Origin of the sequence: Seonamhaeicola sp. (genome assembly GCF_028281565.1) — a bacterium.
GTDB lineage: Bacteria > Bacteroidota > Bacteroidia > Flavobacteriales > Flavobacteriaceae > Seonamhaeicola.
On record NZ_JANQJQ010000016.1, the window covers coordinates 189,859 to 208,147 of the forward strand.

Consider the following 18,289-nt stretch of genomic DNA (forward strand, 5'->3'; position numbering starts at 1 on the left):
ATTGAGCTCTAACTATCTTTTCGTTTACGGTACACTGCAGAAAGAATCGGATAATGAAATGTCCGGGTTTTTAACGCAATATGCAAAAAACATTGAGGAAGGGTATTTTTTAGGTCGGCTTTATCAAATTTCATGGTTTCCGGGAGCCGTTTTTACCGGTGTTGCTTCAGAAAAAGTATTTGGTACCGTCTTTCAGGTGCAGCATATGAGTTTAGTGCTAAAGACGCTGGATGCCTATGAAGGTTTTGATGAAAAACGTTTGGAGTCTAGTCTATTTGTGAGACAATTGATAACGGTTTATTTGGAAAATAACCGCCCATTAAAAGCCTGGGTGTATCTATATAACCAAACTGTGAAAGGTAAAAGGCGTATTGATTCCGGATATTTTATAGAGTAGTTCAGGTTAAAGCTAAATACTTACTTAGATATTCTTCGCTATATATTTATTGATTATTTAGTCGTATATTTCAAATATTATTAATTGTAAATATGCGTTTTTCAAAATATATCCTCTTACTGGTTGCTTCCGTTTTTCTTTCTCAATGTGCTAAATCTAAAAAAAATCCTGAGAAAAAGTTTAATACATTAGTTTGGTCAGATGAATTTGATGGCTCAGGTATTATCGATACCACTAAATGGTTTCATCAGACCCAATTACCTGCTGGAGGCGATTGGTACGGCGGCTTAATAAATCATTATACCGATAGAATAGAAAACACCTTTCTAAAGGACGGGTTTTTAAATATTGTAGCCAGAAAGGAGGTTTTTAGTGATCAGGGCGAAATTAAAGAATATACATCGGCCCGACTAAACTCTAAATTTGCATTTACTTACGGAAGGGTAGAAGTACGGGCAAAGCTGCCTATGGGTGTAGGTACATGGCCTGCTATATGGATGCTTAACAAGAATATAGACGAACCCGGAGCTTATTGGGAAAAGCAAGGGTACGGCACTACTTATTGGCCGGTTTGCGGTGAAATTGATATCCTGGAACATTGGGGAAAAAGACAAAATTATGTTCAAAGTGCCGTCCATACAGCATCTAGTGCCGGAGATGATGTGATTAATTTAGGAGGCAAGGTTTTAGATAATGTCTCAAAACAATTTCATACCTATAGCCTGGAATGGGACGAAGACAAAATGGTATTTAGCGTTGATGGCCTGGTTCACTATACATATAATCCTGAGGTGAAAAATTCTGATACCTGGCCATTTACTTCGGACCAATATTTATTGCTCAACATTGCAATTGAACCTGATATAGAGGCTTCTTTTAAAGAAAGCGCTATGATTGTAGATTATGTTAGAGTTTATCAGTAGGGTTTAATGAAAACAGGGGCTGTTTCCAATACATATTCAAAGCTGTTTTACATAGTTTTAATTCTTTTTTTTGCATGTGAAAAGGAATTGGAGCAAAGTGAGGAAGTAGTTCTTTTTGAAGAAACGCGGGATTTAAATCAGATCAAGGCTTCCGGAACATTAAAAGCACTTACCGTTTATAGCGGCACCACGTATTACTTATACAAAGGACGTCCGATGGGTTATGAATTTGAGTTACTTGAAAGATTTGCCAGGTATCTGGAGGTTGATTTAAAAATGATCGTTGTCAATAACCTAGATGAACTCTTTGAAAAATTGAATAGTGGTGAAGGCGATATTATAGCACATGGGTTAACTGTTACATCCAATAGAAAAGAAGCCGTTTCTTTCACGGATCATTTGTATTTAACCAAACAAGTTTTAGTACAAAAAAAGCCTGATAACTGGAGAAGCTTAAGTTGGGGTAAACTAAAAAAGTCACTTGTTCACGATCCAATTGATTTATTGGGAGATACCATTTCAGTCCGGAATATGACTTCTTATAAAGAACGGGTAAATAATTTATCCGAAGAATTGGGAGGCACCATACATATTGACGTCCTGCCCGGAGAGTTATCTACGGACGAGATCATAGAAAAAGTTGTGAATGGTGACATTAAATACACTATTGCAGATAATAATATTGCAAATATCATGTCTACATATTATCCGGTTTTAGATGTAAAAGTTCCCGTAAGCTTTTCTCAGCGAATTGCCTGGGCTACCAGACATGATTCCGAAGATCTATTAAATGCCGTAAACGATTGGTTAAATCAAATAAAAAGAAAGGCAGATTTTAACGTTATCTATAACAAGTATTTTAAGAATAAAAAATATTTCAGAAGGCGTGTAAAAAGCAATTTCTATAGTTTAAACAAGCAGCAAATCAGCCCTTATGACGATTTGATCAAGACATATTCAAAATCTATAAATTGGGATTGGCGGCTTGTAGCATCCCAGGTTTATCAGGAATCCAAATTTGATCCCAGGGTAAGTTCCTGGGCCAAAGCTTCGGGATTAATGCAATTAATGCCCAATACTGCCAAAGAACTTGGGGTAACCAATAGATCAGACCCCGAACAAAGTATACGGGGAGGAACAAAATACTTAAAGCAAATATGGAAGAATTTTGAGTCTGTTACTGATTCTATTCAACGCATTAAATTTACTATGGCCTCTTATAACTGTGGGCAGTACCATGTTTTTGATGCTCAAAAATTAGCAGCTATTGAGGGACTGGACAAAAATGTATGGGATGATAATGTGGAAAACATCATATTAAAATTAAGTCAACCGGAATATTATAACCACCCCGGCGTTAAGTACGGGTATGTGAGAGGTCTGGAACCTTATAATTATGTGAAGCAAATTTTTGAAAGATATCAACACTATATTCAATTTGTCAGCGAATAGTTTTAAAAAACATTTAAAATGAAGCGGTTTATAATTAGTAAAGTTTGTATTTGTATGCTTTTTATTTCGGCAAACGGATGTCTTGACAGTGTTTCGAATAAAGAGGCGCGGTTGATGAAAGAAAAAATGGCCCTGGTATTTAGGGTATCAGAATTCAATGAGGCTTTTAAGCATTGTGATATTGCAACATTAGAATCCATGTTGACAGAGCATTATAAACATACCAATGGCACGTCAAAACCGATAAATAAATCGGATTGGCTGGGTTATTTAGAGCACAGGAAAGAAAGTATTGATAAAGGAGAACTGGTTGTTACTTCTTATGAGATGAAAGAACCTAGCTATGAATTATTTGGCGATACCGCTATATTAACGGCAAGAATCGTTGTTTCTTCAGTCCTTAACGGTGAAACTCAAAATAATGAATACAGAGTCACTAACATTTGGGTGAAGGAAGACGGCTTATGGAAACGTGCCGGTTTTCACGACGGAAAAATTAAGTAAACAAAAAAAACGCCCAACCGGGCGTTTTCAATTTTACATTCCCGCTATAGAAGTAGAATAGGAATTAATAATCTGTTTTAACTGCATCTTTAAATCCTCACCCGTATCATAGATCATTTGTTCTTCAGTCGGAAAAGGAACAGATCGACGTTCTAAAAAAGGTATTAAATCGCTTTCCAACGCTCTTCTATCACCTCTGTAAGTAGCATAAATATGTTCAAATATAAATTCGCTACTTAAAGGAAACGCATCAATTAATTGATTGTTTCTTAAATCAATATATTCTACATTTCCAGTTATTTGAGAAGCTTTAAATTGTGTGAATTCATAATAGGCACAGCGTACTGTTTTCATTTTGTCAACTTGAATGGCATTTCCCAAACTGTCCTTTACTACTTTTCCATTTTCAACTAAATCTTTTTTACCATCCACAATTTGTTTTTCCTTAATGATTTGACGTTCCTTAATTTGCTCTGGAGAAATATTAATGCCTCTAAAGTTAACTTTCATGTTGAAATCATAATTCAAGTTCTCCTCGGCAATACTATGAAATTGCAGCCAAAAGCTGTTTATGCCATAACTACTAAAGTTTAGTAGGTCGTTTTCTAAACGTGTTGGTATAATTTTGCCAGAATCGTTAATCATATCTACAAGTACGAAATCGGTACCTTTTTGATGAGCAACGGCCATTAGAGTTCTGGTGTCCCTATAATTAGGGTTTATGTTTTCAATTTCTTGCAGCTGATTGTAGGCCGTCCTAATATCCAATTTATTGGTTGAGTTCAAAAGGGCTTGGGCATTCTTATACAATTGTAAGGATGCTCCATTTTTATAGTGGATCAACTCATCTGAATAATCATTAAAATTGAAGTTGATATTCCTTCCTTTGATTTGTAAAGGTAATAAGGGCTTAATGGCTTCCTGACGATTATCTAAACTAACATATCCATTGAAAATTCTTAAATAATTTTCAGGATTGTTATCCTTTTTTAGCAGGTTGATATCATTTAGGTCTCTATCTACAGCTTTGTAATAAGCCTCTTCCAGTAGCATGATAATATCGGCTTTCCCTTTTCGGTCTTTATTAATACTTAATTTCCCAATAGCATCATTAATGGCGCGATCGTAATTGCCATAGCTTATGGTTTTTTCCATTTGTCTTCTCGTACTGCAAGACAACAGAAACACAAAAAGTAATGAAGTAAGTAGTATTTTTTTCATGGGTAAATGTTTTGGTTTATAAAGGGCACTAATTCAATAGTGGTGCCAAAATAATCAAAACTTAGATAAAATACCAATAAATCCGATGAAATGAAAAAATAAAATGCTATTTGAAAGTTTTATATTACTTTTTGGTGTAGATTGGAAGTAACCCCTTCCAAGAAGGAGCAAGGAAAGGACTAATTAATAAACTCCTCCATAGAGCTACGCTCGATATCTTAAGTGAAACTTAAGGGGTAATGACACCCCTATGATCCCCTCAAAGGAATATTGGAGTGGTCACAGCTTTGCAATTTTGCGTCTTTGCTCCTTGGCGAGAAAGAAAAAAACCTCGAAGGAGAAATTTTAATACTTATTTCTTTGAAAAAACAGGAAGCAACTTCGTTTTTACTTCACCAAAACCAATGCGGGTACCGTCGTTTTCACAATAGCCTCTCATGATAACCGTATCGTGGTCGTTAATGAATTTACGTTCAGAACCGTCTTTCATTTTGATTGGCTTTTCACCTTTCCAGGTCAATTCCAGCATAGAGCCGTAACTGTCTTCGGTAGGGCCTGAAATAGTACCGCTTCCCATCATATCACCGGAATTAACCGGACAACCGTTAACCGTATGATGTGCTAATTGTTGCGACATATTCCAGTACATGTGTTTGAAATTGGATTTGCTAACCACCGTTTCTTTGGCACCTTTGGGTTGAATAGCGACTTCCAAATTGATGTCAAAGCTCTTTTTGCCTTTATATTGAAGGTATTCCAACTGAGGTTTAACAGGTTTTGGACCTTCAACGCGATAAGGTTCTAAAGCATCGAGGGTCACGATCCATGGTGAAATGGAAGACGCAAAATTCTTAGATAAAAACGGGCCTAAAGGCACGTATTCCCATTTCTGAATATCGCGGGCACTCCAGTCGTTAAATAATACCAGGCCAAAGATGTACTCTTCAGCTTCATCGACCGGGATCGGCTCTCCCAAATCGTTCGCATCCGTGGTAATAAATGCCATTTCCAATTCAAAATCTACCAGTTTACTTGGTCCGTAAACAGGATCCGCTGCTCCGTTGGGAAGGGTTTGTCCTTGCGGCCTGTGCACCGGAATTCCCGATGGAATAATGGACGAACTTCTACCGTGATACCCCACCGGAATATGTAACCAGTTTGGTAACAAGGCATTGTCCGGATCCCTGAACATGGTCCCTACATTGGTAGCGTGTTCAATACTGGAGTAAAAATCGGTATAGTCACCGATCTGCACCGGTAATTGCATTTCAATCTCATCTAAACGGAACAACACAATTTCCTTGTGCTTTACATTGTTTTTTAAAGCATCGTTCTCAGCATCAAATATCTCTGCTATGCGGTTCCTAACGGCACGCCATGTCTTTCTGCCGTCAGCAATAAAATCGTTTAAGGTGTCCTGTAGAAAAATATCATCGGTCAATGCAATCCCATCAAAATAGCCTAGTTGATGTAATGCTCCCAGGTCAACGGCCGTATCGCCAATACGCGTCCCAATGGTAATGATATCATCACGCGTCAGGAAGACGCCAAACGGAATGTTCTGAATGGGGAAATCTGAATTTTTATCTACGTGTAACCACGATTTTCTATCTGGATTGTTAGCTGATAACGGCATAACGTTTTTCTTGTTTTATGATTATAGAATTCTTTTCAAACGTACACATTTTTTTTGATTTTCATATAAAAAATGCTCTAAAACCAATAAAATTTAAAAATTGATAAAATGGTTAATAAAATGGTTTAAAACTTACGCTTAATTATATGTTTTTTGATGCTAAAAACTATTCTATTTCCTATTTTTGCCGGATAATTAACCATAATTTAATCTTATGCAACGCGACGAACAAATTTTTGAACTTATTGAAGCTGAAAAAGAGCGTCAATTACACGGTATAGAACTTATCGCATCAGAGAATTTTGTAAGCGACCAGGTGATGGAAGCTGCAGGTTCTGTATTAACCAATAAATATGCGGAAGGCTATCCCGGAAAACGTTATTATGGCGGGTGCGAAGTGGTTGATGAGATTGAGCAAATTGCCATCGACAGAGCCAAAGAATTGTTCGGAGCAGCATACGTAAACGTACAACCACACTCAGGAAGTCAGGCTAATACGGCCGTTTTTGCAGCCTGCTTAAAGCCGGGTGATAAGATCCTGGGATTCGACCTGTCTCATGGTGGCCATTTAACACACGGATCGCCGGTAAACTTCTCGGGTAAATTATACAATCCGGTATTTTACGGGGTAGAAGAGGAAACAGGCGTATTAAATTATGATAAAATTCAGGAGATTGCTACAGCGGAGGAGCCAAAATTAATCATTGCAGGCGCTTCTGCTTATTCCCGGGATATCGATTTTAAACGTTTCAGAGAGATCGCTGATAGCGTAGGCGCAATTTTAATGGCGGATATCTCACATCCTGCCGGATTGATTGCCAAAGGTATTTTAAACGATCCGCTTCCGCATTGTCATATCGTAACCACTACGACGCATAAGACCTTAAGAGGGCCAAGAGGTGGTCTGATCATGATGGGGCAGGATTTTGACAATCCATTCGGTTTAAAACTGAAAAGTGGTAAGCTTCGTAAAATGTCCGGCTTATTAAATTCTGCGGTATTCCCCGGAAATCAAGGGGGGCCTTTAGAGCATATTATTGCTGCCAAAGCTATTGCTTTTGGTGAGGCTTTAACAGATGCGTTTTTACAGTACCAGTTACAGGTTAAAAAGAATGCTGCTGCCTTGGCACAGGCTTTGGTGGATAAAAATTATAACATTATTTCCGGTGGTACGGATAACCACTGCATGCTCATAGATTTACGCAACAAGAACGTATCCGGTAAAGAGGCGGAAGAAGCCCTTGTAAAAGCCGATATCACGGTTAACAAGAACATGGTACCGTTTGATGATAAATCACCGTTTGTGACCTCCGGTATTCGTTTAGGGGTGGCTGCCGTAACCACTCGCGGATTAAAAGAGGCAGATGTGGTTGCTATTGCTGATTTAATAGATGAAGTGGTAACAAACCATGAAGACGAAGGGCTTATTCAGGGTGTTCGGGACAAAGTAAATGCTATGATGGCAGACAAGCCTTTGTTTGTAGCCTAATGTCATTCTGAACGAGTGTAACGAAGTGAAGAATCTCTTCTTTAGAAGATTCATAAAACCAAGCCTGAAACTAATTTTCAGGCTTTTTCGTTTTGGGTATATCCTAATTTTATCACCCCTGTCTTTCTGCTGTATTTCAATATAAACTTAGGCAGGAATCCATAGTAATAAGAGAGCGCCTAATCCTCCTCAGGAAACACAATATGCTGATAAGCTCCCAGGTCAGGAGCCGTAGTTCTGTTAACGTTTAAAATATCCGTAGGTACCTGGGCGGCAAAGGTTGCTAAGCCTTTATTTATAGTGGCTGAGGCCTCACCAATAATAAGCATATTCAGATCCGGATCTTTAAAGTCCGGCTCCTCATTAAAGATATTGCCTTCGTAGTGGTTGGTATCGTTTAAGTCGTAATTCGGACCGGTAAAATTGTTGCTATTGTCCTGGAACCTGATCAGGCAGTTGGTAAACTTAAAATTAAAGGCAACGGTTTCCTCTTCAACTTCATCCAGCAAAATTTCTGGATTATCATTTCCGTAAATGATACAATTGTTAAAGTTGGCTTCGGTTAGATCGGTTATAATGGCGTTATTGTCTTCATCCAACACAAAGTTATTAAGTAATACCGACGGAAATTGCCTGAAGCCGTTCCTCCAGTAATTGGCAATGGTACAATGTGTAAAATTGTATTTACCACCCAAAGTACCGGCAAATGATGATAATCCCGAATTGTTTATCACTACATTGTCGCCTTTAATAGAGGTGTTTCTGCCTAAAATCCCAAAGTTGCTGGAGTTATAAACTTGTGAATTGGTTATGGTGAGTTTGTCAGAAGCACCATCCGGATTGCCATCGCATAGAATACCTACCAGGGCATTCTTTATGGTAGCGTAATTAATGGTGTTATCCACACTACCGTCTAAAAACCAAATAGTACCCCATTGTCCGGGCCTTTCAGAGAAATTAGGCTCTAAACGATCACCTTCAAATATAACTTCATTTTCCAGGACTTCCTGATCGGTGCTTAAACCACCATTTACGTGCAGTGAGGCGCCATCATTAATGATAAGCCCCGAATTCTCATGAAAATGCAATCGTGCGCCGGCTTCAATGGTTAAGGTTTCTCCGTTGGGGACAGCGGCAAATCCATAAATAACATAAGGCTTTTCGTTGGTCAATGTTAATTCCGATGGTAACAATTCCCTGCCTTGTAACTCGGTTTCAACCTGCTCGCCACCAATATCTAAAGTGAGTGTTTCAACCACTTTGGTGGTGTTATCCCTGTTCGGATAAATAAAAACAGCATCTTTAACTAAAGTCACCAATTCTACTTTTTGCAGATTAGCTCCGGCGTCAAATTCTATCTGATCGGTATATAAATATTCGCCATTCGGGTTCGGGAAATTATTGATATCAATTGTAGATTCCACAAAAATATAAAGGCTGTCTTTGGCCAATAGCTCCACATTTTCAAACACCTTACCTGCCATGCCATCCACACTTAAACGGTAGTTTGATGCTTCACCCAAAGCCAATCGTAACGACGGAATTGAAATATCATTATCACTTTTATTATAGACCTTTAGGCTATAGGTACTGGAACCGATATTGGTAAAAACCGTGTCTAAGTACACGGTATCTTTTGAGAACTCCAGGTTTCCGGTACTTGGCGAAAATTCAAAATCTTTACGGCAAGAGCTCCAAAGGGTTAAAAACAGAATGGTTAAGATAAAGAAAAGGTAGCGGCTCATTCAATTATTGTTTGTGCTAAAATATAACTTTTGAAATTATGAATTATTATCTCCCGGATACTATTTATTACTTAAATGCTTTAGGGTATCTAACGTTTTAAAAGTTTTAAAGGTATGGTACTATTTCTAAACCGGGAATTAATGGAAAAATAAGTGTATTTTTAATAGCACTGAGAGCACTGGTTGTTTATAAACACAAATACGAATGAACACATGGGCGCAAATACCCCAACCTTAGTTATAATGGCCGCAGGTATGGGCTCACGTTACGGAGGCCTTAAACAAATGGATACCTTTACACCTGAAGGCGATACCATCATCGATTTCTCAATTTATGATGCGTTAAGGGCCGGTTTTGGAAAAATAGTCTTTATTATCAGAAGGCATTTTGCAAAGGCATTTAAAGACACTATTAGTGATAAAGTGGGCGGGAGGATAGCCGTTGAATTTGTTTATCAGGATGTTGCAGACGTTCCGCAAACATATATTAATACGGAAAGGATAAAGCCCTGGGGCACAGGACATGCCCTTTTAATGGCTAAACATGTTGTTAAAGAGAACTTCGCTATTATTAATGCCGATGACTTTTACGGCAGGGAAGCCTTTAAAATTATGGCAAAGGTATTATCTGAAAATGATGAAAATTCTTTTAGTTTTTATTCCATGTCGTATTACCTGAAAAATACCATTTCGGATTATGGAGCTGTTTCAAGAGGTGAATGTACCATTGATGATCATGATTTTTTGCTTAAGGTTAAGGAACGTCCAAACATCGAATACGTGAATGGTAAATTACTAAGTAAAGAAGAAGATGGAAGGCTTATCCCCATTAGCGGAAATACCGTTGTATCCATGAACTTTTGGGGATTTACACCCAGGTGTTTTGAACTTGCAGAACAGGCATTTGTAACCTTTTTGGAGGCAAAAAAAGATGATTTAAAAGCCGAGTTTTATATTCCGTCTTTAGTGAATAAGATTATTAACTCTAAAATGGCGAAAGTAAAAGTGCTTAAATCCGGTGCCAGGTGGTTTGGCGTTACCTATAAGGAAGATAAGGCGAAAGTTGAAAAAGCTATTAAAACATTAAGAAAACAGGGTGTTTACCCCATTAACCTTTGGTCTGATGATGTTGCATAAGTTAAAACATATATTTGATCAATTTGACCATCATGCTGTTTTTGAAACCTCTGAAGAACTGGCATCAGGTCATATTAATGATACGTTTTTAATAAAGACCAGGGAAAAACCATTTTTTGTACTGCAACGCATTAATCACGACGTTTTTAAAGATGTACCGGGGTTAATGCAAAATAAAGTAAGTATAAGTCAGCATATCCGAAAGAAATTATCCGATAGGGCGTACAGGCTTGTTTTAACGTTTGTTAAAAGCAAACAGGGAAACTCCTTTTATTTTAAAGAACACAAGGACTTTTGGTGCCTGTCCTATTTTATTGAGAATTGTATAACTCATGACATTGTACAAACCAGCGAGGTGGCTTATGAAGGTGGGCAATTGGTAGGTGAGTTTCTAAGACTAACCGATGATTTTGATAGTTCCAAATTAGTTGAGGTCATTTCAAAGTTTCATGATATGTCCTACAGGTTTTCACAATTTGAAGCAGCACTTAAGGGCGCTTCAGAAGAACGTCTGGATAATGCTGAAAGGCAGATAAAAACAATTCAAAGTCTAAAGGCTGAAATGCATATTCTGCAAAATTTAAAAGAAGCGGGTAAAATTAAAATACGCGTCACGCATAACGATACCAAAATATCGAACATACTCTTTACAAAAGAGAATAAGGGCTTGTGTGTCATTGACACAGATACCGTAATGCCCGGTATTGTACATTATGATTTTGGTGATGCCATTAGAACCATTTGTAATACGGCGGCTGAAGACGAAACCAATTTAGACCTGGTAAGGTTTAATATAGATTTTTACAAAGCTTATGCAGAAGGGTTTTTAAAAGAAATGAGGCCTAGTTTGTCGCCTTTAGAATTAAAATACCTGCCTCTGGGAGCTAAAACCATGATATTTATAATGGCCTTACGTTTTTTGACGGATTATTTAAATAACGATGTATATTATAAGACCGCATATGCCGAGCATAACCTGGACAGATCTAAAAACCAATTAAAATTAATTGAGAGTTTTGATAACATGGGGGAATCACTTAATCTGGCCTAAAATCTCTTTTGAAACATGACAAAAATCATTGGATATTTCTATGTAATTAGATACATTTTTTAGATGAAATTTTGTTTAACCCAAAAAGATTATATCATGACTTCATTGACCAAACGCAAAAGAAGACATCGCGCTTTAACTCCGTGGAGTAACCGCTTGTTCACCCCCTGGAGACATGACCTTTTATCACCTTTGAGTGATCGTTTATTTGCACCAAACTTCAATGATTTTAATACCTTAATGAGGTTTGATGATGCCTTTGAAACAGACTTCTTTAATGAAACCAGTTTAATGCCTGCTATGAATGTGATTGAACATGAAAACGATTTTGAAGTTGAATTTGCCGTTCCGGGATTTAAAAAAGACGATTTTGAGGTTTCTATTGAGGAAGACATTCTTCACGTAAGTGCCCGAAAGGAATTGGAAGAAACCAAAGAAGAGGACAACTATTCCAGAAAAGAATTCAGTTATAAATCGTTCAGACGTTCCTGCGCTTTACCTGAGTCGGTTGATCTTGATCAGGAGATCAAAGCGTCTTATAAGGATGGTATTTTAAAAATTAAACTTCTAAAAACCGAACCCGGTATTGAAGAAGCACCTGCGAAAAAGGTAATTGATATTGAGTAGAAGCATTAGTTATTTCTACTTTGGTTTTATGCCGACTCTAACATAAACCGAAAAAAAAGCCCTTGCTATCATACAAGGGCTTTTTAAGTTGCTATTAATACTTAGAGATTAGACTAAATCTCTGATCATTTGAGCTGCTTTTTCAGCTGTAATATCACGTTGTGGCGATCCGAACATCTCGTAACCCACCATAAACTTTTTGACGGTGGCACTTCTTAATAATGGTGGATAAAAACTCATGTGCCAGTGCCAATGGCCGTTATCTTCACCATTGGTTGGTGCCTGGTGAATACCACTGGAATAAGGGAATGAGGTATTGAATATCTTATCATAAGCTTTGGTTAGTACCGAAATGGCTTCGGCATAAAGGAAAGCTTCCTCATCATTCAATTCTAAAATATTAGATTGATGTGCTTTGGGAACTATCATGGCTTCAAACGGCCATATCGCCCAAAACGGAATTAAAACCACAAAGGCATCATTTTCAAAAATGATACGCTCGCTTTTTTCTAATTCCTGAGCCAGATAATCACCTAATAAGCTACTGCCATTCTTTTTAAAATAGTTTAGCTGTTGGGTGTTCTTTTTATCAACCTCATTTGGTAGCGTGGATTGGCTCCAAATTTGTCCGTGTGGATGTGGATTACTACATCCCATAACGGCTCCTTTGTTTTCAAAGATCTGTACATAGTTGATCAAATCGTTATCACCCAGTTCTTTATATTCTTTTTGCCAGGCAAAAACTACTTTTTGAATCTCTTCGGGTGTCATATCTGCCAAACTTTTGGAGTGGTCCGGGCTAAAGCAAATCACTTTACAGATTCCTTTTTCACTTTTAGCAATTAATAAACCATCGTTAACCTCAAAGTCAGGGGAATCACTTTGAAGTGCAGCAAAGTCGTTAGTGAAAATGAAAACATCTTCATATTCCGGGTTTACTTCACCATTAACTCTTGTGTTGCCAGGGCATAAATAGCAGTTTTCATCATAAGTTGGACGGTTCTCATTAGAAACCGCTTCATTTTGTCCTTGCCATGGCCTTTTTGCTCTGTGAGGCGATACTAAAACCCATTCACCCGTTAAAATATTAAGGCGTTTATGCGAATAATCTTGTAAATCAGTATTCATTTTATAGTTGTTGTTAATGTTGATTATTTTACTACGTGTGTACCATCAGACAGTTCTACGGAATAGACTGAGCAATCTTTACCAAATTTTTCTCTGTAAGGACCGGATACCAAAGCTTCAAAGTCTTCAGCTTTACCTTTTTCAATTAAGTTGATGGTGCAGCCACCAAAACCACCACCCATCATTCTGGCTCCGATAACGTAACCGCTTTCTTTTGCCTTCCCGACAAGGAAATCAAGTTCTTCACAACTTACCTTGTATTGTTTGGAAAGTCCTTCGTGTGAGCCGTATATTAAATTGCCGAGTGTTTGCAAATCATCTTCTTCCATAGCTTTGGAAGCTTGTCTGGCCCTGTTGTTTTCCTGGATAACGTATAATGCTTTCTGATAATTTTCCGGAGTAACCTCATCTTTAATGGTTTTCAGGTCATCTTCAGTAGCGTCACGTAACGCCTTTACATGTAACAGTTTAGAAATATGCTCACAAGCTGAACGACGGTCGTTATAGGCACTATCGGATAAACTGTGCTTTACATTGGTGTTTATTAAGAGTAATTGGTGATTCTCAAAATCAATCTTAAAAGGTTTGGCCTTAATAGTTCTGCAGTCCAATAGTAGTGCATGGTCTTTAATCCCGAACATACTGGCGTATTGGTCCATAATGCCACAGTTTACACCAACATAGTTATGCTCTGCTTTTTGGGAGATAAATATCATGTCTTCCTTTGTAAAACCTAGATCAAACAATTCATTTAGTCCGTAAACCACACTGTTTTCCAGTGCGGCAGACGAAGACATACCGGCACCTCCGGGAATATCGCCCTTAAAAACAATATTAAAGTTGCCAACGACCTTATTTCTGTTTTGAATTTCGGCAATCACCCCAAATACATAATTTTCCCAACTACCTTCCTTTAAAGGTTTGAGTTTATCCAGTTCAAATTCAACTTTGCTATCCATATCTAAAGCATAGGCGGTTGACACCCCGGAATCACTTTTTTGAATGGCCGCTGCGATGCCTTTATTAACGGCGGCAGGGAATACAAACCCATCGTTGTAATCGGTATGTTCCCCAATGATATTAATTCTCCCCGGAGAAAAGATCAAAATGGGTTCCTTATTAAATTCTTTGACGAAAACGTCTTTGACATCATTAATTAATCGTGCACTCATTTTATATTTTGTTTAGTTGTTTTTAATATGTAAACTCCAGGTAATACCATACGTATCGTTTGCATTTAAAACCTGTAAGCCTATGTTGTTATTAAAGCTGTCTGATACCCCTGTTGTAGGCTCAATAGCAATGGTATTGTCTTTTGGTGGGGTATAAACCTGCAAAAAGTTATTGTCACCGGTAGCGTTAAATTTTAAATCGTATTTAGGAGTTCTAAAAACGACTTCATCAGAATTTAAAATCCAACAGTCATCTAATTGCTGTCCCCTAATTTTAATGGCTTCAGTCGTATCCGTCTCTGAGATACCTGTAGTGATATTTCGGTCTCCTAACACTACTTTTTGAGTGCTATCCAGTTGCAGCATACTGTCATACAGATGATCACTTAAAAAATACGGATGCCATCCCAGAGTGAATGGAAACGCTTTGGAGTCGGTATTTTTAACAGTCACTTTTAACTCAAAATCTTCTTTACTGAAACTATACTCTAACCGGATAGCGTAGGTGTATGGAAATCCTATGGATTCGTTAGTTTCGTTATATTCCAGGGTGACGGAAGCTGAACCTGCATCTGCTTTACTGTTAATCACCTCAAAAGTTTTATTATAAACCAACCCGTGTAAGGCATTGTTTTCTTCTTTTTGATTGGCTTCGAACTGAAATTCCTTGCCATTAAAAGCATATTTACCATCCTTAATTCTATTCGCAAACGGAAATAAAATGGAAGACGCATAAGTGTCAGCATAGCTTAAGGGCGATAAATCTTTAATGATCTCATGTCCGTTAAGGGTTAGTTCTTGTAAACTGGCACCGTCATCCAGGTAAATTTTAGCAAAAACGTTGTTTTCTGCGTTAGTTATTTCTAAATAGCTTAATGTTTTGTGGTGGTTTATGTGATACATTTAGTTATAAAGAGTTTCTTAGTATTAAGTTATTAGGATTTTCAATTTGTGTTTGCTCTTTGTTTAAGATCATTTCCGCCAGACGTTTCCCCATGGCATTAAAATCGGTTGAAATGGTAGTGATGCCCCCTTCAACAATTTCTTTGAGTAAAGTGTCATTGTATGATATCACACCAATATCTTTGGCCAGTGTCAACTGAGATTCTTTCATTTTTTTGATGACTCTCAGTAAATTTTTATCATCTGGGATAATGTACAGGTCGCCTGTTTCGGGTGTTTTATCTTTTAATGAACTAACAATCGAGTAATTCAACCCGTTCTTTTCGCAAAATTTAGAAAAGCCGTCTAACATCCCTAGCGGTTGTTTGCTTTCGGAATTAACCAAAATTAAATTTTGATACTTTTTTATAAGCGGTTTTACACTATTTAAATTATTAAAAAGTGCTTTTTCAAAATTTTGATAGATCCCGGGATATTCCGATAAATCATCGTGGATCTGGTCTAAAATATAAACTTTGTCACCCGGAAGGATTTGAATATCATCATTGGTATTTCCCAAATTAGCCGGCATAATAACATAGTAATTATAATCACCGGCATTGTCCTGAACGAGCTTACTGAAAATAGTTCTGTTGAAATGGTGAAAATAAATATCAACCTGAATATCACTTCCCAGGTGTTCCAAAAACGAATTGTACAGATCCTCTTTAAAAGAATTCAACTCATCAAACAGTAAAAATATCTTTTGGGTAACGCTTACATTTTCGCTGGATACATAATACCCTTTACCAACAACAGATTGAATGATGCCCCTGTTCTTTAGTTCGTTAAAGGCCATTAATACAGTATCTCTGGAAAGGTTGTGGTCATTTTTTATCTGATTGATCGATGGGATCTGATCGCCTTTTTGAAGCACGCCGGAAACTATCATTTCTTCAATAGAATGAATTATTTGCTTATACTTCGGGATACCTATTTTGCTTTTGACCTTTATCATAATTTATGACTACAAATATAAAAAAAATTATTAAAAAACCTACTAGACCCTACTAGTTTGGTTTTTTTATTTAAAATTGTCATTTTTTTAAAATTTAATTTCTATATTTGGAACTTATTAATACTAACTGAACTAAATATTTTACTATGACAGCAGGATTTGATACATGGGACTATGTAGTCTTCGTTGCTTACGCCATTTTGATATTAGGTGTAGGATTGTGGGTGTCCAGAGACAAGGAAGGACACCAAAAAAATGCTGAAGATTATTTCTTAGCGAGTAAGTCGTTACCGTGGTGGGCCATTGGAGCCTCATTAATTGCGGCTAACATTTCAGCAGAGCAATTTATTGGAATGTCCGGCTCCGGATTTGCATTGGGACTAGCTATTGCATCCTATGAATGGATGGCGGCATTGACATTAATCATCGTAGGGAAGTACTTTTTACCAATCTTTATTGAAAAAGGACTTTATACGATACCGGAATTTGTTGAAAAACGATTCTCTACCAACTTAAAAACCATTCTGGCTGTTTTCTGGTTAGGACTTTATGTATTTGTTAACCTGACCTCTGTATTGTATTTAGGAGGGCTGGCTATTGAAACCATTATGGGCGTGGATATGATGTACGCCATTGTTGGTCTGGCATTATTTGCGGCTGCCTATTCATTATACGGTGGTTTATCGGCTGTAGCATGGACCGATGTAATTCAGGTAGTGTTCCTGGTCTTAGGTGGTTTAGTGACCACGTATTTAGCATTAAATACGGTTTCCGGAGGTGAAGGTATTATGGCCGGATTCCATAAAGTATGGGACGCTGCTCCTGAGAAATTCCATATGGTATTGGAAGAATTCAATAGCGATGGCAGTACCAATAACAATTATCTTGATTTACCCGGTATTTGGGTATTAATAGGGGGGTTATGGGTAGCTAACTTATACTATTGGGGATTCAACCAGTATATCATCCAAAGGACATTGGCTGCTAAATCGTTAAAAGAATCTCAAAAAGGGATCTTATTGGCAGCATTCTTAAAATTACTTATTCCTTTAATTGTGGTTGTTCCCGGAATTGCTGCTTACGTTATGGTTAATGATCCTGAGATCATGGCCGGATTAGGAGAAGTAGGGCAGTTAAATAAACCGTCTTTAGAGCAAGCAGATAAAGCGTATCCCTGGTTATTACAGTTTTTGCCAACAGGACTTAAAGGCGTGGCATTTGCCGCATTAGCAGCAGCTATCGTATCGTCTTTGGCATCTATGTTGAATTCTACATCAACGATATTCACCATGGATATTTACAAGCAATACTTTAATAAAGATGCCGGTGATAAAAAGACCGTAAACGTAGGACGAATTACTGCCGCTATAGCTTTGGTAATAGCTGTATTGGTTGCACCACTATTAGACGGGTTAGATCAGGCGTTCCAGTACATCCAGGAATACACAGGATTAGTAAGTCCGGGTATTTTAGCAGTATTCTTATTGGGACTTTTCTGGAAGAAAACAACAAACAAAGCTGCTATTTGGGGTGCTATTTTATCGATCCCGGTGGCATTGGCATTAAAGGTTTTACCGTTGAATGTTGAAGCTTTCGATTGGTTAGCACCATGGATGCATCAGATGGGTATCGCCACATTATTGTCTATGGCTATTATTGTAGTCTTGAGTAATGCAGAGGCTAAAGGAGCCGATGATCCGAAAGGTATTCCACTGACTAAAGAATTATTCAAAACAACGCCATTGTTTAACGTTGGTTCGTTTGTTGTAATGATCATTTTAGCTGTGTTATACGCTATTTTCTGGTAAGATAATTTATTTAGATATATTTAAAACGCCTTACTTTTTAGTACGGCGTTTTATTTTTTTATAATGATAGCTCCATGATAACTCCATAATAAATCTCTG

The 18,289-nt window shown here is 37.5% G+C and carries 16 protein-coding genes; 9 read left to right on the forward strand and 7 right to left on the reverse strand.

Going from position 1 to position 18,289, the window contains the following annotated elements; all coding sequences use genetic code 11:
- Nucleotide 1 precedes the first annotated feature (1 nt).
- The 4 genes from Q0983_RS08635 (at nucleotide 2) to Q0983_RS08650 (ending at nucleotide 3,276) form a co-directional block, all read left to right on the forward strand.
- Nucleotides 2-397, forward strand: a complete 396-nt coding sequence (locus Q0983_RS08635; protein ID WP_299551422.1) for a gamma-glutamylcyclotransferase family protein — start codon at nucleotides 2-4, stop codon at nucleotides 395-397.
- 92 nt (nucleotides 398-489) lie between these two features.
- Nucleotides 490-1,320, forward strand: a complete 831-nt coding sequence (locus Q0983_RS08640; RefSeq protein ID WP_299551425.1) for a glycoside hydrolase family 16 protein — start codon at nucleotides 490-492, stop codon at nucleotides 1,318-1,320.
- A gap of 6 nt (nucleotides 1,321-1,326) precedes the next feature.
- Nucleotides 1,327-2,772, forward strand: a complete 1,446-nt coding sequence (locus Q0983_RS08645) for a transporter substrate-binding domain-containing protein (protein ID WP_299551428.1) — start codon at nucleotides 1,327-1,329, stop codon at nucleotides 2,770-2,772.
- A gap of 18 nt (nucleotides 2,773-2,790) precedes the next feature.
- Nucleotides 2,791-3,276, forward strand: coding sequence for a nuclear transport factor 2 family protein (locus Q0983_RS08650; protein ID WP_299551431.1), 486 nt, complete (start codon nucleotides 2,791-2,793; stop codon nucleotides 3,274-3,276).
- A 33-nt stretch (nucleotides 3,277-3,309) separates the two neighbouring features.
- On the opposite strand, the gene Q0983_RS08655 is transcribed toward Q0983_RS08650, so the two are convergent.
- Nucleotides 3,310-4,497 (reverse strand): hypothetical protein, encoded by a 1,188-nt coding sequence (locus Q0983_RS08655; RefSeq protein ID WP_299551434.1) that lies wholly within the window; start codon nucleotides 4,495-4,497, stop codon nucleotides 3,310-3,312.
- A 352-nt stretch (nucleotides 4,498-4,849) separates the two neighbouring features.
- Nucleotides 4,850-6,133 carry a fumarylacetoacetase gene (fahA, locus tag Q0983_RS08660; protein WP_299551437.1) on the reverse strand — a complete coding sequence of 428 codons (1,284 nt, stop codon included), beginning with the start codon at nucleotides 6,131-6,133 and terminating at the stop codon, nucleotides 4,850-4,852.
- Between the two features lie 214 nt (nucleotides 6,134-6,347).
- Between fahA and glyA the strand changes: the two genes are divergently transcribed.
- Entirely contained in the window at nucleotides 6,348-7,622 is a 1,275-nt protein-coding gene (gene glyA, locus Q0983_RS08665; protein ID WP_299551440.1) for a serine hydroxymethyltransferase, read from the forward strand.
- Between the two features lie 179 nt (nucleotides 7,623-7,801).
- On the opposite strand, the gene Q0983_RS08670 is transcribed toward glyA, so the two are convergent.
- Nucleotides 7,802-9,367: a right-handed parallel beta-helix repeat-containing protein gene (locus Q0983_RS08670; RefSeq protein ID WP_299551443.1), complete on the reverse strand. Its 1,566-nt coding sequence runs from the start codon at nucleotides 9,365-9,367 to the stop codon at nucleotides 7,802-7,804.
- Between the two features lie 213 nt (nucleotides 9,368-9,580).
- Here Q0983_RS08670 and Q0983_RS08675 point away from each other — a divergent pair, with 213 nt between their 5' ends.
- The 3 genes from Q0983_RS08675 to Q0983_RS08685 all read left to right on the forward strand — a co-directional run bounded on the left by Q0983_RS08675 (nucleotide 9,581) and on the right by Q0983_RS08685 (nucleotide 12,182).
- The gene (locus Q0983_RS08675) at nucleotides 9,581-10,504 is read left to right on the forward strand and encodes a sugar phosphate nucleotidyltransferase (protein ID WP_299551446.1); all 924 of its coding nucleotides are present in this window, start codon (nucleotides 9,581-9,583) and stop codon (nucleotides 10,502-10,504) included.
- On the forward strand, nucleotides 10,491-11,555 hold the full coding sequence (locus Q0983_RS08680; RefSeq protein WP_299551449.1) for an aminoglycoside phosphotransferase family protein: 1,065 nt from the start codon (nucleotides 10,491-10,493) through the stop codon (nucleotides 11,553-11,555). Before Q0983_RS08675 ends, Q0983_RS08680 begins: the two co-directional genes overlap by 14 nt.
- Before the next feature lie 96 nt (nucleotides 11,556-11,651).
- The gene (locus Q0983_RS08685; protein ID WP_299551452.1) at nucleotides 11,652-12,182 is read left to right on the forward strand and encodes an Hsp20/alpha crystallin family protein; all 531 of its coding nucleotides are present in this window, start codon (nucleotides 11,652-11,654) and stop codon (nucleotides 12,180-12,182) included.
- A 108-nt stretch (nucleotides 12,183-12,290) separates the two neighbouring features.
- Here the strand turns inward: Q0983_RS08685 and Q0983_RS08690 are convergent, their stop codons facing one another.
- The 4 genes from Q0983_RS08690 to Q0983_RS08705 are packed head-to-tail and all read right to left on the reverse strand — an operon-like array spanning nucleotide 12,291 to nucleotide 16,382.
- Nucleotides 12,291-13,310 (reverse strand): UDP-glucose--hexose-1-phosphate uridylyltransferase, encoded by a 1,020-nt coding sequence (locus Q0983_RS08690; RefSeq protein WP_299551455.1) that lies wholly within the window; start codon nucleotides 13,308-13,310, stop codon nucleotides 12,291-12,293.
- 23 nt (nucleotides 13,311-13,333) lie between these two features.
- Entirely contained in the window at nucleotides 13,334-14,482 is a 1,149-nt protein-coding gene (gene galK, locus Q0983_RS08695; RefSeq protein WP_299551458.1) for a galactokinase, read from the reverse strand.
- Nucleotides 14,483-14,494: 12 nt separating this feature from the next.
- Nucleotides 14,495-15,385, reverse strand: coding sequence for an aldose 1-epimerase (locus tag Q0983_RS08700; RefSeq protein ID WP_299551461.1), 891 nt, complete (start codon nucleotides 15,383-15,385; stop codon nucleotides 14,495-14,497).
- Between the two features lie 4 nt (nucleotides 15,386-15,389).
- A complete protein-coding gene (locus Q0983_RS08705) occupies nucleotides 15,390-16,382 on the reverse strand; it encodes a GntR family transcriptional regulator (protein WP_299551464.1) in 993 nt (330 codons plus the stop codon).
- Nucleotides 16,383-16,528: 146 nt separating this feature from the next.
- On the opposite strand from Q0983_RS08705, the gene Q0983_RS08710 reads away from it, so the two are divergent.
- The gene (locus Q0983_RS08710; RefSeq protein WP_299551467.1) at nucleotides 16,529-18,190 is read left to right on the forward strand and encodes a sodium/sugar symporter; all 1,662 of its coding nucleotides are present in this window, start codon (nucleotides 16,529-16,531) and stop codon (nucleotides 18,188-18,190) included.
- The last annotated feature ends 99 nt before the right edge of the window (nucleotides 18,191-18,289 follow it).